Origin of the sequence: Cellvibrio sp. UBA7671, assembly GCA_002483145.1 — a bacterium.
Classification (GTDB): domain Bacteria; phylum Pseudomonadota; class Gammaproteobacteria; order Pseudomonadales; family Cellvibrionaceae; genus Cellvibrio; species Cellvibrio fibrivorans.
Map to the genome: position 1 here is coordinate 328,390 of DLHJ01000012.1, position 17,999 is coordinate 346,388.

At 46.7% G+C, this 17,999-nt stretch carries 9 protein-coding genes; 4 read left to right on the top strand and 5 right to left on the bottom strand.

What is annotated here, in order from left to right; translation table 11 throughout:
* Window positions 1-13 precede the first annotated feature (13 nt).
* The 4 genes from B4E62_RS09810 to B4E62_RS09825 all read left to right on the top strand — a co-directional run bounded on the left by B4E62_RS09810 (window position 14) and on the right by B4E62_RS09825 (window position 9,087).
* On the top strand, window positions 14-2,548 hold the full coding sequence (locus B4E62_RS09810; protein ID WP_331351924.1) for a glycoside hydrolase family 9 protein: 2,535 nt from the start codon (window positions 14-16) through the stop codon (window positions 2,546-2,548).
* A 325-nt stretch (window positions 2,549-2,873) separates the two neighbouring features.
* Window positions 2,874-5,909, top strand: a complete 3,036-nt coding sequence (locus tag B4E62_RS09815; protein ID WP_310068718.1) for a TonB-dependent receptor — start codon at window positions 2,874-2,876, stop codon at window positions 5,907-5,909.
* Window positions 5,910-6,051: 142 nt separating this feature from the next.
* A complete protein-coding gene (locus tag B4E62_RS09820) occupies window positions 6,052-7,566 on the top strand; it encodes a tryptophan halogenase family protein (protein ID WP_331351925.1) in 1,515 nt (504 codons plus the stop codon).
* 12 nt (window positions 7,567-7,578) lie between these two features.
* Window positions 7,579-9,087 (top strand): tryptophan halogenase family protein, encoded by a 1,509-nt coding sequence (locus B4E62_RS09825; protein ID WP_331351926.1) that lies wholly within the window; start codon window positions 7,579-7,581, stop codon window positions 9,085-9,087.
* 16 nt (window positions 9,088-9,103) lie between these two features.
* On the opposite strand, the gene B4E62_RS09830 is transcribed toward B4E62_RS09825, so the two are convergent.
* From B4E62_RS09830 to B4E62_RS09850, 5 genes are all read right to left on the bottom strand, one after another.
* A complete protein-coding gene (locus B4E62_RS09830) occupies window positions 9,104-10,621 on the bottom strand; it encodes a tryptophan halogenase family protein (protein WP_331351927.1) in 1,518 nt (505 codons plus the stop codon).
* A gap of 162 nt (window positions 10,622-10,783) precedes the next feature.
* On the bottom strand, window positions 10,784-12,292 hold the full coding sequence (locus tag B4E62_RS09835) for a tryptophan halogenase family protein (RefSeq protein WP_331351928.1): 1,509 nt from the start codon (window positions 12,290-12,292) through the stop codon (window positions 10,784-10,786).
* A 103-nt stretch (window positions 12,293-12,395) separates the two neighbouring features.
* Window positions 12,396-15,407 (bottom strand): TonB-dependent receptor, encoded by a 3,012-nt coding sequence (locus B4E62_RS09840; RefSeq protein WP_331351929.1) that lies wholly within the window; start codon window positions 15,405-15,407, stop codon window positions 12,396-12,398.
* Between the two features lie 449 nt (window positions 15,408-15,856).
* On the bottom strand, window positions 15,857-16,957 hold the full coding sequence (locus B4E62_RS09845; RefSeq protein WP_310068704.1) for an acyltransferase: 1,101 nt from the start codon (window positions 16,955-16,957) through the stop codon (window positions 15,857-15,859).
* Window positions 16,958-17,191: 234 nt separating this feature from the next.
* Window positions 17,192-17,926: a tellurite resistance TerB family protein gene (locus tag B4E62_RS09850; RefSeq protein ID WP_310068700.1), complete on the bottom strand. Its 735-nt coding sequence runs from the start codon at window positions 17,924-17,926 to the stop codon at window positions 17,192-17,194.
* Between the last annotated feature and the right edge of the window lie 73 nt (window positions 17,927-17,999).

Consider the following 17,999-nt stretch of genomic DNA (forward strand, 5'->3'; position numbering starts at 1 on the left):
ACGGCATTCACCTATGAAAAGTCCTCTGAAAAGCTCTATAAAAAACTCCACGAAAAAATCTTTTTTTACCTGGAGCCTGCTTACTTCTGCTATTGCATTTTCTTCCCTCAGCTTCGCTGATGAGTTGGCAATTAACGATAAAGATTATTTTGAAATGCAGGGGCTTAATGTCACTGTGTTTAGCGATATTTATCCCGATGGACACCAGACCGGTGTAACCGTTATTCAACATGGCAGCCGTATCGCTGCCAACGGCGATCTGCGCTTGGAAATTTCACCGGGGCAGTGGTCGCCGGTGCCCGTGGGCGGCAAACAAACGGTTGATAAAAAAACGCAGACGATCACCCAATCACTTTCCTATCCTGACCCGAGTAAAGATCGCAAAGGCTTTAATCCGATTATTTATCCCGATCTGAAATTTACCTATGAAGTAAAAGTAACTGCGCTGGATAACAACCAATTTAAAATCAGCGTGGATTTGGAAAAACCGCTACCGAAGGAATGGGTGGGGAAAATCGGATTTAATTTTGAATTATTTCCCGGTGAATTATTTGGAAAATCCTGGCTGATGGATAAAAACGCTGGAATTTTTCCGCAACAACCCAATGGTCCCTTGGTTAATCCACACGGCGAATTTTTAACAGCGCCACTTGCCGCTGGCAATAAATTAATTGTGGCGCCGGATAGCGACAAACAGCGCATGACCATTGAAAGTAAAACCGGCTCCTTGGAGTTATGGGATGGCCGCGCAAATCACAACAACGGTTGGTACATAGTGCGTGGTGTTATCCCCGCCGATAAAACTATTGCCGCATTGGAATGGATTGTCACTCCTCATGTAATAAAAAATTGGATTTACGAACCTGTTATTCAAGTATCGCAATTAGGCTATGGGTCGCAGCAGCTAAAAAAAGTCGTCATCGAACAGGACAAGCGCGATACTAAAGCCTCTGAAATAAAAATTTTCAAATTAAGTGAAACAGGTAAAACGCTGGTCAAAAAAACCAAGGTTGAACCTTGGGGAAATTTTCTGCGCTACCAATATATGACTCACGATTTCTCCAGCATCACCGAGCCGGGTATGTACCAAATTAGCTACCGCGATAAAACTTCGCACGCATTTAAAATTGGCGATGATGTGTTGTCGCGTCACGCATGGCAGCCTACGCTCGAATATTTTTTACCAGTGCAGATGTGCCATATGCGCGTGAATGAAAAATACCGCGTATGGCACGGCCTGGATCATCAGGACGATGCACTCATGATGCCGCTCAATTTTAACCATATCGACGGCTATATTTCTGATGGCACAACGCGCACCACATTCAAACCGGGTGAGCGGGTGCCGGGTTTAGATGCGGGCGGTTGGCACGATGCGGGCGATTACGATCTGCGCGTGGAATCACAAATGGGCACCATCTGGTTGCTCGCGAGTATGATTGAAGAGTTCGGGCTCAGTCACGATGCAACTTTAATCGACCAACAGAAAAAATTGGTAGAGATCCATGTCGCCGATGGCAAAAATGATGCGCTGCAACAAATTGAACACGGGTTGCTAAGTGTGCTTGGCGGGTACAAATCCATGGGGCGCTTGTATCGCGGTATTATCGAACCGACCATTCGCCAATATGTATTGCTGGGCGATGCCATGGTGCAAACCGATAATCTGCCATACGACGCATCGCTTAAAGATGGCGAAGTGAAAAATGGAAAATCCGGCACACCCGATGACCGCTGGGTATTTACCGAAAATAATCCCGAGCGTGAATTATATGTTGCCGGTGGTTTGGCCGCTGCTGCGCGTGTATTGCAAACCTACAATCCCACTATGGCAAAAGAAGCATTAGAAGCGGCAAAAAACATTTATCGTATAGCTGCGCCCAATACCAAAAAACAGGATGTGCGTATTTATGCACTCGCTGAATTGATTCTTGCAACGAATGACGATAGCTATCGCAAAGAATTAATTAGTTTGCAAACAGAAGTGGTAAAAGATATAGCCGAAACCGGTTGGGCGATTGGCCGTGTTATGCCGGGCATAAAGGACGAACAATTTACCCATGCGATAAATAAAGCCGTAGAAAAGTATCAACTGGAAGTGCGCGAGCGCGCCAAAACGGAATCGCCCTACGGCGTTCCTTACAAGCCGAATATTTGGGGCGCGGGTTGGAATATTCAGGAGTTCGGTGTTAAACAATATTTCTTCCACAAATCCTGGCCGCAGTTTGCGGGGACCGATTCCTTCGTGAATGCGCTCAATTTTATTTTGGGTGTTCACCCCGGCGATAACACTCAAAGTTTTGCCTCGGGTGTGGGCGCTAATTCAGCAACCGTTGCCTACGGGGTAAACCGCGCAGACTGGTCGTACATTCCTGGCGGCGTTATTTCTGGCACGGCACTGATTCGCCCCGACTTGCCGGAATTAAAAATCTGGCCCTTCTTCTGGCAACAAACTGAATATGTGATGGGTGGCGGTGAGGCCAATTACATGTTTTTGGCATTGGCGGTGGATCATTTAAACAATGCCAAAGGCAACAAAGCTGAATAGTTTTATTCGATGCCAAAAAGAAGGGCTTCCCTTCTTTTTGGCACTTAAGCGTCTATCCCTCGTTTGCGCTTTCCATATCCTCGTCCATATTTATCCTCGAGCCCTCAGCGCTGTAACTGTTTTTTTTTGTAAATAGATTCCGCGCATTGTTCAAAATATTTTATATCTATTTGAAAAATATAAATATTTTTTAAGTGTTTCGAATCTACCCGCCGTTGACAACGTTGTCCAGTTGGCCTTAAGGTTAGCAGCGACAACGTTGTCCATTTTTTGTTCCGTCGCGTTGTTGGGGTCTATCAACATTAAAATAGTTAGAGGGATAGTCATGACAAATACACTAAGAGATGCAATCCGCATGGTGAACCGCAAAGTCATACTTTGTGGCTCAGCAGCAACCTTGGCAATGCTTGCTTCAGGCGTTCAGGCGCAAGACGATATAGAGGAAGTAGTAGTGCAGGGCGTTCGCGCTGCGCAAGAGAGTGCCGTTAATACAAAACGCAATGCAGTTTCTGTAGTTGATGGTATATCGGCAGAAGATATTGGCAAATTGCCGGATGTAACCATCGCTGACTCTTTGCAACGTATTCCTGGTGTTCAAGTAACACGCACAGCAGGGGAAGGTGGTCCGGTTCAAATTCGCGGTCTGGGCAATGTTGGCACGATGCTTAATGGTGAAACTTTCCTGAGCGCTACCACTATCGATCAGTCTGCCGCGGATTTTGGAGATTTGCCTTCAACGCTCTTCTCTGGCGCAGACATCATGAAGTCTGCCGTTGCAACCGTAAACGCATCAGGTATTTCCGGTGTAATCGATCTGAAAACCCGCCGTCCTTTTGATATGGATGATGGATGGACTTTTGCTGCGACTGGCGAACTAGACCAAGGCTCTATTAGCAAAGAAAATGATCCAACAGTAACGGCATTGGTTAACTGGAAAAACGACCGTGTTGGTTTCCTGTTAGCTGGAGCTACCACCGAGAAAAACTTGGCCTCGGATTTCAATGGTTACTTCGATACTTCTGAAAATGGCGGCATTGGCGCTACCAATAATAGCCACACCTGGGGTGAGACACCGCTGGGTGATCCAAACATTCATCACTTGGTTCCACAGGGTTTCGCCGCTTTCCATAAAGCAGAAGAGCGGCACCGTGATGGCTTGAATGCATCGTTCCAAGCCGATTTAGGTGAAGGTTTTGAATTAGTTGCTGATTACTTCTACAGCGATCAGGAACGTTGGAATCGCCGCGCGGGCGTTTCACAAAATAACCGGTGGCAGACGTTTGCACAGTACGCTACAGCTACTGAATATGGCGGTGACAGCTTCACTTACGAAGGTGCGGAATGGCGCACAGCGACAGCGTTCAGTGCGCAACCTTATCGCTTACAATCTTTTGCTCAAACAAACTACAACCACGAAACTTCTCAAAATGCCAATCTGGAGTTGAATTACGACAACGATGGCGCCCTGAGTGGTCAAGTGCGTGTAACTCGTGCGGATGCTGATGCTTCTATGCGTCACGGATATGGCGAAGGCGACCTGCTGAGTATTGATAAGGGCTCAATCGTGACTGGCCCTGGTGGATTGATTCCTGCCAGTCAATGCGATACCTCTCGTGGTGACATAGTGGTGGGTGCAAATGGTGGTTGTTTTGCCGCATACGCACCTGGCGGTATTGAAAGCCGTTTCCGTATTGGTTACGACGTGGCGGGTGATCACCCAACCTTCTCCGGTTTTGATCAGGTTGTGAATGGAGGAAAAGGTCAGCGTACCGTTGCCGAATATATGGCTGATGTGGACTCCTACCATATTGGTGCATTCTCGTCTGAAAATAACACTGACGACGTGGGAGCAATGGATACCTTCAGCACCCGTTGGAATTACGAGTTCACTGATACTCCCTTTATTTCCAGTGTTGATTTTGGTTTCCGCGATAGCAAGCGCACTGTTGAAACTGCGCAGTTCTCTTATTTCGGTAAGTTAAACGGTGGTTGTGCGGCGCAGTGGAAAGCAGTTGACCAGTTTGCAGGTTCCGCCGTTGCCTGTGATCCAGACTTGGCGCAAGGCGAGCTGGTTACCGGGGTTGATCAAACTGGCAAAGTTTACAACAACCAATTTGTCAACTACACGTTGTTACAGCCAACTCGTTTGGACGAACACAATAAAGTGATGTGGGTAGATGATTTCGGTGGTGTGAAAGGTTTACCGGGTGCGTGGGTAATTGATCCGCGTACATTTGACAACTCGCTCGCATTTCAAGAAAAAGTGTTCGGTGCTCAAGAAAAGTTCATCAATCCTGGTCAGTCATTTGGCGTTGAATTGGGTGAGTCCAGTTACTTCTTGCAAGCCAACATTGAGCAAGGAATTGTTAGTGGTAACTTCGGCTTGAAAGTGGTTGAAACTGATCTCAGCATCAAGGCCAATGAAGTGGGTGAGCAATTACCGCATTCCGGGACCAACGTTGACCTAGGTGATGTAGTAACCAATCGTAAATATACCGACTATTTGCCGTCCTTAAACTTGGCTGCTGATCTGACCGACGATGTAAAAGTTCGCGCTGCTTACAGCAAAAGGATGCAACCACTTAATCTTTTGCAATGGGGCGGCGGTAAATCGGTAGGTCGTGTGTTCAATAACGATTGTGGTTGTATGCGTGTTAACGGCGGTAACCTAAATGGTAACCCTAATCTTGATCCAACCCGCTCCGAGAACTTTGATATTTCAGCGGAATGGTATTTGGGTAGCGCTTCAATGCTAAGTGCCGGTTTATTCCTGATCGAGATTGATAGTTTTGTTGAGGGCGGTACTGTAATGCTCGACGAGCCGGATGCTGACGGTATTCGTCGTGGTCCATGGCAGTTCACCTCTTTAGTTCAGGGTAAAGGCGGCGAAGTAAAAGGCCTTGAACTTGCTGCAAAAGTGGCATTGAGTGATGTGACTGACGCGCCTGTACTGACCAACATGGGTTTCGATGTTAACTACACTATGTCTGAAAGCTCGCAGGAAGCTAAAGGTTTTGGCGGTAAAGAGTTGCCATTTAACGACAACTCTAAAAACACCTATAACCTTGTTGCCTGGTACGAAAATGAAGTGGTTTCAGCGCGTGTTGCTTACAACTTCCGCTCATCTCGTTTGATGACTGCGGGTAGTCCGGCGACTGCAATGCAATCCCTTTATCAAGATGATTACGGCCAAATGGACGTTAATGTGACCTATAACGTGAACGACCAATGGTCTGTTTACCTGAATGGTTCAAACGTGCTGGAAGAAATTCAACAAACTTACGTCGAATTTGAAGACCAAAAAGCCTTCCAAAATATCTATGAAGCCCGTTGGGCGTTAGGCGCGCGTTTCAAATTCTAAGTGGTTGTTAAAACGAATTAGCTAAATGAAACGGCGTTGAGGTAGATAAAGCCACGGTGATAACACACCGTGGCTTTGTTTTTTCCGCTAAAGTGACTTATAAGAAAGTTATCAACAGTAGAATGTTGTTGTGGAGCGTCTCGTGATCGAAAACCATCAAGTCAAATCAATCATCATTGCGGGCGGTGGTACTGCCGGGTGGATGGCCGCGGCAAAATTGAGCCAACATTTTGCAAAAACCGATATAAAAATTACTGTAGTCGAATCGACTGCGATCGGCACTGTCGGTGTGGGTGAAGCAACTATTCCAACCCTGCGTCGTTTTTATCAAGCGCTTGGCATGACCGATATGGATGTAATGCGCAAAACCAGCGCCACTATAAAACTCGGTATTGAATTTAAAAATTGGCATCAGTCCAATACATCTTTCATCCATCCATTTGGTTTGTTTGGTCACGAGGCTAACGGCATTCGCTTTCATCACTACTGGCTTAAGCTCCAGCAGTTGGGTGAGCAGAGTAAACTGGAAGAATATTCACTCGGCATAGCTCTGGCACGTGCGAACAGATTTACCTTTCCGGCAGAGAAACCTTCATCGCCGCTTTCTGTATTTGATTGGGCCTTGCATTTTGATGCGGGCTTGTTTGCAAAATTAATGCGCGATTACGCTCTTGCACAAGGTGTTGCGCATATAGATGCAAAAATAGAATCCATTAGGCTCAATTCCGATAACGGATTTATTGAATCGCTCTCGCTCGATAACCAACAAAAAATTGCGGGTGATTTATTTATCGATTGCACCGGTTTTAATGGGCTATTAATTTCAGGTGCATTGAAAACCGGATATGTTGATTGGAGCCAATGGCTGCTGTGCGACCGCGCATTGGCAGTGCAGTCGGAATTGGTGGGTGAGCCAACGGCGCGTACCGTTTCCACTGCGCACAGTGCAGGATGGCAATGGAAAATTCCATTGCAGCATAGGCAGGGGAATGGCTATGTGTATTCCAGCCAACAGATAAGTGATGAGCAAGCGCAAGATACTTTGTTGCAACATATTGATGGCAAGGTTTTACATCAACCGCGTAAGTTTTCGTTTACTGCAGGACGGCGTGCGCAAGCCTGGAATAAAAACTGTATTGCGATTGGTTTGGCCGCAGGATTTTTGGAACCCTTGGAAAGTACCAGCATTGCGCTAATTGAAACCGGGATTGAAAAAATTTGTGGCTCTTTTCCGATACCTTATTTTAACGAGGAGCGAGTGGATTATTTTAATCAAGTGACGGCGGCTGAATGGGAGCGTATCCGCGATTTTATTATCCTGCATTACAAGGCCAACCAGCGCACGGATACGGAATTCTGGCAGCATTGCCGTAATATGCCCGTACCGGACTCACTGCAACAAAAAATAAATGCCTATCAAGAGCGCGGCGATCTATTACATTTCCCTTGGGAAATTTTTCACCCGGATTCCTGGCTGGCCATTTACAGCGGTTTTGGCGTTTATCCTAAAATGTACAACCAAAATGTAGATCGTTTGAATACCGATTATTTGCGCGAGAGTTTAGCGGCTATGCGTAAATCCATTGCCGATGCGGTTGCCGGTTTGCCAACGCACCAGGAATTTATTAATGAGCACTGCAAAGTGCAACCGGCTTAAGGTAATGAGTTTATGCAAGTGACGCCAAACCCAATTCAATCGCTGTGTATTGTCGGCGGCGGTACCGCTGGTTGGATGGCGGCAGCATTGTTATCCAATATTTATAAAGGTACTGCGATTAAAATTACGCTGGTGGAGTCACCGGATATCGCCACCATCGGTGTAGGTGAAGCGACTGTTCCCTCATTTATGGCATTTCTATCCAGTGCAAAAATAAATCCCAAAGAGTTTATTGAAGCAACCGCTGGTACCTTTAAATTAGGTATCCGTTTTGAAAATTGGTACCAAAAAGATCATGCATTTTTACACCCCTTCGGAAAAATAGGGCGTTCGCTGGATGGGCATGATTTTTATCAGCTCTGGCTAAAAACGCTGGCGCAAGGTAGTACAAGCCGACTAATGGATCATTCGCCCGCTGCAATTATGGCTGAGCAACATCGGTTTATGGTGGAGGCCCAGCTACAAAATACTCCGCTTGCTAATTATGGCTATGCATTACATTTAGATGCAGTGATGGCTGCGCGCTATTTGCGAAAAATTGCCCAGCTCAATGGTGTGTTGCGAATTGAATCTACTGTCGATTCTGTTGCGCTAGATCAGTGTGAATACATTGAATCGATTACTTTGGCAGAGGGACAAAAAGTTGCAGCCGATTTTTTTATCGATTGCACCGGTTTTAAAGGGCTGCTAATCGAAGAAACACTTAACGTAGGTTATGAGGATTGGTCGAACTATTTACCGTGCGATCGCGCAGTTGCAGTGCAAACCGAAAATGCGGGTGAGCCTGCCCCTTATACCGTCGCCTGTGCGCGCGCTGCTGGTTGGACTTGGCGAATTCCGTTGCAGCATCGCACCGGCAATGGTTATGTCTTTGCGAGTGACTACTGTTCTGATGATGAAGCAACACAAACGTTACTTAACGCAGTGGAAGGCAAATTAGTAAACGAGCCGCGCATCATTCCGTTTGTTACTGGTAAACGCAAAAAAATCTGGCACAAGAACTGTTTGGCCCTGGGCTTGGCATCGGGATTTTTAGAGCCATTAGAGTCCACGGCGATTCATCTCGTCTATAAAGGTCTGGTTAATTTTATTCGCCAGTTTCCCGATAAGGATTTTGATCCCTTGTTGGAGCAGCAATTTAATGCACGTATGGATAAAGATTATTTGGAGGTGCGTGATTTTATTATTCTGCACTATTGCACTACCTTGCGCGATGACACGGATTTTTGGCGTCGCTGTAAAACTATGGAGATACCAAAATCACTCACAGAAAAACTTGCGATGTTCCGTCAGCGCGGCCAATTGTTGGTGAATGAAGAAGATTTGTTTGGTGCGTCAAGTTGGTATTCGATTTTAGAGGGTATGAATATCCGGCCGCAAAAATATCATCCGTTAGTGGACGCATTGGATGGCGCAAAATTGGCGCTCTCGTTGAATCAAGGCGCCAAGGCTATTCGTGAGGCGACTATGCGTTTACCGACACATGGTGAGTTCATTAAACACCATTGCGCGGTTAAATAAGTAACGCATTACTGCGTTACTGTTCAAAATCCGGTGCTACACAATGCTTCCGGATAAATTCTCCGTGACTCATTGCATTCCTGCCGGCCTGATCCAGCACATTTTTTATTTTGGTGAGTTGGTTAGCGATGTCCCCATCACTGACATGATCGATGCGATTGTCAGTGCGTGTGGGCACAAGGCCAAAACCGTGATAAATACTTAACCAGCTCGATTTCTCAAAGGCTTCGGGTTCGTGCTGTAATATATGGCCACTGCTTTTATATAAATCCATTTTGTGTTGCAGACTAGGTGGAACTTCCATGGCTTGGCAGTAACGCCAAAATTCAGTGTCATCGCGTTGGGTGAGTTTGTAATGCAGGATAATAAAATCGCGGATGCGTTCCATTTCATGTTGATGGCGGCGATTCACTTCGTTAATCATCGCCTGATCAAATGACATATCCGGGAAAAAGGTCAGTAAGTGGGTAATGCCGGTTTGGATCAGTGAAATACTGGTGCTCTCCAGCGGCTCTAAAAATCCTGACGCAAGTCCCAAGGCATAACAATTTTTATTCCAGACTTTTTTGCGGCGCCCTGCTTGGAACGAAAACGGCTTTGGAGTGGTAAGCGGTTTGCCGGTAATTTTTTCAAGCAGGGTTTCAGTAGCGGATTCTTTACTCAGAAAGCGACTGCTAAATACATAGCCATTACCCATGCGATGTTGCAGCGGAATTTGCCACATCCAACCAGCATCGAGTGCCGTTACGCGAGTGTAAGGTGTTGGCTCTTGGGTATTTTCACATTGCACGGCAACTGCCGCATCACACAGTAACCAGTCTTGCCAATTTTCGTAGCCGGTTTTTAATGTCTCTTCGATCAGCATTCCTTTGAAACCGGTACAATCAATAAATAAATCGCCTTCTATTATTTCTCCATTGGCGAGCAGCAGTGATTCGATAAACCCATCCGGCTCACGCTGGTGAACAGACTCCACTTTTTCATCGATATGAATTACCCCACGACCAATCGCTAATTCGCGCAGCACCTTGGCGTAAAGCGTTGCATCAAAGTGGTAGGCATAAGAGTAATCTGCCAGAGGGTTATTAGGCGTTTCCCGTGGTTGGGCAAAGTGATTATGTTTAGCTAATTGGCAGGCAATTGAATAGTCATGCAAGTTTTCGGCGGGATGATTTTTTTTCAGACGATAAAAATAGTGCTGAAATTCTATACCGTTAAAGTTAACTCCGTAATCCGCAAAGGGATGGAAAAAGCTTGTGCCCTGTTTATGCCAATTTTCAAATTGAATACCCAGTTTGAAACTGGCGCGCGTCGCGCGGATAAATTCCAGCTCATCGAGACCGATAGTATGGTTGTAATGCACTATGCTCGGTATGGTTGCCTCGCCCACACCAACAGTGCCAATCACCGTGGATTCAACCAGGGTAATGCTCATCGCTTTGCCTGCGCCAAAGCGCGATAAGCTGGCGGCGGCCATCCAACCGGCGGTACCACCACCGACAATAACAATTTTTTTAATCGGTTGATGCGACATGCGTGAAATTTCCTGCTGTTTTTATTGCTGTCGTTATGCTGTTGTAGTTACTGGTCCGTGCTTATTTTTGTGATGATTGTTGTTGCACGTTTTCTATTAGACATCATATACGATCTTGCCGCCCGCAGGGATGGGGCGGCGGCAGGGATTGATTGGAATTAACTATTGCGCTGCGGTGATATTGCGTTGAATAAACGCCAGATGGTCGGGTAGATCTTTAACCGTATTGGAGATGCTCGCCGCTATCGCCTTTAATTCCTTTTCGACTAATTGCTCATCAAAATCATCGACCACTGGGTGATAGTAGTTTGGTTGGATATTAAAGCCGGAAAACATTGCCAGCCAACTGTTGGTGCTAAAGAAATCCATGTCGTCAATTTGTGGTTGGCAGGTTTGCTTGAAGTGTTCGATACGTGCGCTGAGCGTGTCGGGAATCGCCATGGTGCGACATTCATCCCAAAAGGCTTGACTGTGACGCTGGTTGGCGTAGTAGTGCAGGATCAAGAAATCGCGCAACTTTTCCTGGCGAATACGCAGATTGTTATTCACCGTATTGACGAGCTGTTGGTTGTATTGGTTATTGGGGAAATGATTAAGCAGTAACGTCAAGCTCGATTGGATTAAATAAATACTGGTGGATTCGAGTGGTTCCATAAAACCACTGGCTAGACCTAAGCAAAAGACATTTTTATTCCATGCCTGTTTGCGCATACCAGTCGTAAACCGAATAAATTTTGGTTCGGCTAGCGCATCGCCTTCCAGATTTGTAAGCAGTTTTTCAGCAGCAAGCTCATCGGAAATAAAATCACTGCAGTACACATAGCCATTGCCTACGCGATGTTGCAGCGGAATACGCCACTGCCAACCGGCTTCCATCGCCAGTGAGCGGGTAGCAGATGCTGGAGCGAATTTGCTCGCGCAGGGCATAGCCACTGCGCGATCACAGCGCAGCCATTGATTCCAGGTTTCGTAACCGGTTTTTAATGTCTGCTCAATAAGTAATCCTTTAAATCCTGAACAGTCGATAAAAAATTCTCCTTCAATTATTTCGCCGTTATCCAATTCAAGTGATTGGATAAATCCGGTATCAGGATGTTGATTGACGTGTTGGACATTGGCCTGGATTCGTTTAACCCCGAGCTGTTGTGCTATACCACTCAGGTAGTTCGCAAACAATCCCGCATCAAAATGAAACGCATAGTTAAAGCTGGATAATTCAACATCGTTGTTTGCTTTAGGTAGGGCAAATTTATTGTGCCGCGCCATTTGTACCGCAAGACAGTAGGCATCTAACTCTTGTGCTTTATTTTGCTGGCGCATTTTGGCCCAGTAATGATGAAAGGGTATGCGTGCGATTCGCGCGCCGTAACCGGCAAAAGGGTGGATAAATTTTTCGTTGGGTTTATACCAACCATCAAAGTCGATGCCGAGTTTATAGGTCGCGTTGGTCGCGCGCATAAAATCGACTTCATTGATATTCAGGTCTTGCAGGAATTCTTTGATATAGGGAACGGTCGCTTCGCCAACGCCGATAATACCTATATCTGCAGATTCTACCAGGGTAATTTTTGTAACGCCCTGTTTAAAGCGATTGGCCAGTGCTGCCGCAGCCATCCAGCCGGCAGTGCCGCCACCGAGAATCACAATTGAGCGAATGCGCGAATCCGTCATAGCTGTACCTGGAAAATTTTTATAAAAATCGGTTTATTCATTTAGCAAAAAAAGGAGCAGATTTGCATCTGCTCCTTTCTCTTTACGGCGAGTGTAGCTTCAATTAAAACTTGTAGTTAACACCGGCGGTAATACGACGCTCAAATATATTGTAAGAATCAACAAAATCTTCCCATTGGGTGTAAGTGATGTTGTCTTCTTCCGTTAAGTTATTTACCGCCAGAGTGATTTGCAAATCTTCCGAGAGGTTGTAGGCGGTGGTCACATCAACAAACAAGGTTTCTTTTAAGTAGCGTGGCATACCTTTGTCTTTATTGGTTGGGTTCCACATCCAGCCAGAGGTTTTGCCTTGGTATTGATCGCCCAGATAGTTGGCGGCAACACGCGCTTCAAATTTGTCGTCTTGATACCAGAGCACCAGGTTCGCTTGGTCTTCTGCGGTATTGTTGAACGGTGCTACGTCGCCATTCGGTAACAATTCGCTCGAAGGGCTCTTGGTGGGTGAATAGGTATAGTTAAAGGTCATACCGGTATTAGCCAACATGCCCGGCAGGAAATCAAAACTTTGTTGGTAAGAAAATTCCCAACCTTTTACGGTTCCACCTGAGCCATTCGATACGGTTTGTTCTTCACCGCCGCGACGCACTACGCCATCGCTATCTGCCAGTGTCGGATTTTTTTCAACTTTGGTGTAAGTGAAGCTTTTCACATCAATGTTGAAATAGCCGATTGACACAATCGCGTTTTCACTTGGATACCATTCACCGGCGATATTAAATACGTTGGCCGACCAGGGCTTCAGATAAGGGTTACCGTTGTTTTGACGCGAGCTTACGCGTTGGAACGGCTCTTTAACGGATTCACCGGTCACTGGATCAACTACGGTTTCTTCTGAACTCAGATAGGTGATTGAGCCTTGTCCCAAACGATCAAGATCTTGCAATGTCATGCGCTTATCAAACGCCAACTTCACTTTAAAATCATCTGCGATGCCGAGGTTCAGGTTCAAACTGGGCAGGAAATCATTGTAAGTAATGTTGGTAATTTTATCGCCCAGATCCATGTAGGTGGTGTGGTTTGGATCGGTGCCGGCCAGGATTAATGGATTGAGTTTTTTCGGGTCGGTAATATTTTGCGTTACGGTCAAATCGGTTTTTACGTAGCGCACGCCGGTGTTACCACTAACGGTGAAAGTATCATTCAGCGCTTTATCGAAGTTAGCCTGGAAGTGGAAACTTTGTTTGCTATCGGTAATTGCGTAGGAGCGATCCGGGTTAACGATGCGTTGGCCTTTGCCGTAAATCATATCGTTAAACGCAATCGGGTCATCAATTTTGCGCGTATCGATCATCGGAATGTTAACGTTAAAACCTTTCAGTGCATCACCAAAATTGCTGACGTTACCAATGTAGCCGTTGAGTTTTGCATCAGTAATTTCGACCACTGGTAGTGGATCATAAGTCAAACCTGCCGCTGTACCTGTGCTACCCGCTTGGCCAGTGGCATAACCCACTTCATGATATTTATTTAATAATTCAACGCCATCTTTTATTACACCGGAAGGTGAGAAAAACGACATGTTGTTGAAGGTAGTGCTGCGGTCAGCAAAGCGGTAGCCGAAATCAACCGAAGTCAGACCTTCATCGGCAAATTTATAATTGCCATCAAAACGCAATACATCAAAATCAGATTCAGCGTAAGTACTTTCAATCCAACCTGAGTGTAAATACCAGGCTTCAGGATTGGCCAGTTTGGTAATCATCGCCGGATCAAGTTCCGCCAACACACTACCGCTGTTTACTTTTACGTGCATGGGATAAATCAACCCATCGTCAATTGCACCTGGATTAATATTGACGGGATCAGTTGTCGGTGAGCGCTTGACCATCATCGCATTGCTGACTTGTGCGAGCGTGAGATTGTTGTTGTCGTTATCAGCGTTACCCGATACCCAACGCGCGCTACCGGTGAAGGCATCGCCATTGTCGTATTTCAATTCCACATTGGAATTGAGTGCAGAACTTTCGCGGTAATCACCCAGTACACCGGCGCGGAAACCAGACACCATCATGTTCATATCGGTAGCGTAGAAAGGCTGGCCGCCGAGTGTGCCATCGCCGGGATTTACGATCGCCGGTTTGCCAGTGACCAAGGTGTATTCATGGAAGCCGGCGCGGCCGCCAATTTGGTTGCCCAAATAAATAAATTGGCCTGCCGCTTTTTCATCCATCGAGGTGTAAAAAATATCTGCATTTAATTCGAGTGCATCGCTCACGGCCAAATTAAAATTGTAGGCCAACCCCAAACGCTCGCGCTCAATTTCGCGCGCGGAAAATTCCGGGCTGTTCCAGCTCATGGGGTTGATAAAATCGCCATTGGTATTGCCGTTGCCATCGAGATCAGCACAGCTGCTGCTGCAACCCCAGCCTTCAGCAACGCGGTCAGCGCGCAGACGGCCCTGGTTTTCTGCGAGGGTAGATTCGCCGTAAGAAAACGCCAGCGACATCGCTGCCGTATCTTCAAAGTTCCAGCCGACCAATCCACTTAATTCCGGATCAGTGGTTTCGGTGATGCTCCCGCTACTGCCTTGCAACCGCACTGAACCGCTGAGACCTTCATCCAGTTCCAATGAGCGGCGGGTCAACACATCGATGCTGCCGCCGATACCGCCTTCCAACTGCGCTGCTGATTGCGACTTGGATACGTTCAGGCCTGATACCAGGCTCGCCGGTACATCGGTAAAGTTCACGCCGTTAGTGGTCATGCTCGCGGGCGTTAAGAAATATTCTCCGTTCATGGTGCTCAACACCTGGCCCATACCGCGCACGCTTACCACACTGCCTTGGCCACCGCTGCGCTGGATCTGAATACCGGTGATCCGCTGCAAGGAGTCGGCGATGGTGGTGTCGGGCAATTTGCCGATATCTTCAGCGGCCACTGAATCGACGATTTGCGCTGAATTGCGTTTTACATCGATGGCTTTTTCCTGCGCGCCGCGCACGCCGGTAACGATAACTTCCTCAACAGAATCGCCCTGCGCATAAGCACCGGTGGCAATGCAGGCGGCGATCATGGTGGAAAGCAATTTCCGATTAAAACTTGCAGAACTGTTCATGTGTGCGTCCTCTAGTTTTGACTTTTTATGTGGTGGTCTATGTGATGTAGATCCCTGCATTTTTGGGGTTGGCAGGTACTCAGGTAGAACAGCGGCGCGTTGGTGTTATGCCCTTGCCATCCCATGAGATGGCGGAATCCTAGATGTAATCGTTTACATTTTCAAACAATTTATGACACTTAAAACACTGGGATTGTTTTTTTATCAATCAAAAAAAGATTATTTATACGTCAAGTAAAGAAGAGTTTTAACTGGAATATGACTATATCTATATGATTAAAATAGTTTTTTTAGGCCGGTATTAGCGCGGAGCGATCTTTTTATAGGCAAGGTGATAGTTTTTGTTAGCATTTGTTTACGGCGTAAAAAAATTGTAAACGGTTACAAAATGTTACTTAAGGTGACAAGCATAAGCATGCTCGCCACCTGATTGGGGGGCGTTCCAGGGGTTAACGAATTTTCGCGAGTGCGTAGCGATATAAGCTACCCGCTGCTGCCGATGCACGTATTTGCACTGCATTGCCTGCAGTGCCCAGTGTGCGCGAAAACAAATGTTCCCAGTAGGAGGCTGGCTTTTTCTCGGCAAAAATATGGATCAGGTAGGCAGTGGCTAATACGCTTGCCAAGCACAGCAGGTAGACCAGTATTTTATTTTGTTCAGTCGCAAAATGATTGAGCACCATGTAGCCAAAATGCGCATGAATCAGATAGACCGGGTAGGTCAATCCGCCCGCCAGACGCGAGCCTGGCAATTTGAGCGATGCCCCTCTGACAGAGTTGATAAATGTAAATAATGCAAAAAAACTGACAATCACGGTGGCAATGACAGTTAGCGAGTAGTCCACATTTTTAGTGGTTTCCAGTACCAGGGCTTTTTCGAGCGTAAAAGAAATACATAGATACCCGCAGAGCAGCAGTGACCCCATTGTTGGCCAGCTCTTCTGCTCCTTGAGCATGGCAAATAGGCAGCCTGCTGCAAAATAGCAGTAATAATCACCCATATAGGGGAGGGCGGTCAGACCGGTAATTTTGGCAAGCACCATTCCCACTGGCCACAGCATAAAAATAAAGCGCAGCTGTTCCTGCAGGCCAAGAGCGAGGACAGCAAAGACTGCGAAATAAAATTTCCATTCATATTGCAATGTCCAATAAACACCATCCACAAAGGCATAGCCGAAGACGTTAGGAAACATGGTTAAGTTGGTGACAACCTGCGGTGCGGTGACTGACATCATCGCGCCGCCAATAAAAAATGCGATGGCGCTGGTAAACAATACCGCGACCCAAAAAGCGGGAAACAAACGCACCGCGCGTGAGGTAAGAAAATCACCGGCAGATTTGCGGTTGGCAGAGAAAAAGATCACATAGCCGCTGATCATGAAGAAAAATTCAACACCCAGATAGCCGTACTTTGCTATATCGATAATGGCGGGAATATGTGTGATAGAGGAGACTTTGCCATTGTTTATGCCATTGAACAGGTAGTGATAGCCCAGTACACACAGTGCGGCAATAAACCTTCCGTAATCAAGTAATTCCAAGCGTTTCATGACGGTTACTCCTTGTGGATTTCTGTGCAGCATCATGGCGCTATATGCATCAGAGTGCGGCGATTTGCGTTGGTGGCCAACCCGGAGGAATTTTTTTGGCTAAGTACGCTGAACCGGATAGCTTCGTGAATTAAGCAAGTATCTCGCCAAGCGTCATGTCCAACCCACAAATAAAAAATCGGCAATCGCCGTGAAGCGATTGCCGATTTTTTTAAGCATTTACAACGGGAATATTTAGTTACACAGCTGGATCGCTTGTTTCGCCTGAGTGGATAATTCAGTTTGCAATTCAGGCGCCAAACGCATTTGTTTTGCCAGTTCCTGCAAGTAGGCGCGCTCCATAAAATTTTCTTCATCCACCACCAAAATACTCGCCAGATACATCTCCGCGGCCATCTCTGGAGTAGTGGCAACTGCAGCAATCGCACTTGGGTCGAGCGGTTTCTTCAACTCCTGATCAACCCAAGTAATCAGTTCGTGATCCTGCGTGAGCTTACCAATTTCACCATCTATTAACTGGCGCTCGCGGTCATCCACATGACCATCGGCTTTGGCGGCAGCAATCAGTGCAATAAGGATTGCACGGCTATGCTGTTCGGCTTGCGCAGGCGGAATGCGATCAATGGTCTGCGGGCCGGCGGCGGTGGTTGCGTGATTTTGCGCTTGCCAATTACCGTAGGCTTTGTAGGCGATGGCGCCGAGTGCAGCCAAGCCACCGTAGGTCAGCACAGCGCCACCCATTTTGCGGCCCTGCTTGCTGCCGAGTAATAAACCCAATGCGCCGCCGGCGAGTGCAGCGCCGCCTTTCCCGGATAGCAACCCGGCCAAACTGCCGAGTGGAGAATTGTTCGCAGGTTGTTGCGTGTTGTTTGATTGCGGCCAGCTGCCAGATTGCTGCGTACCGCCCTTGTTTTGCAGTAAATCCGTGCCTGCTTTCAACAACTGGTTTAATAAATTGGTTGTATTCATTCCTGCTTCCTCTGTGACTTTTTCACGTTGTCTATTCAGATTGAATTCATGGGGTTGGCGTAGCCTGAAAACA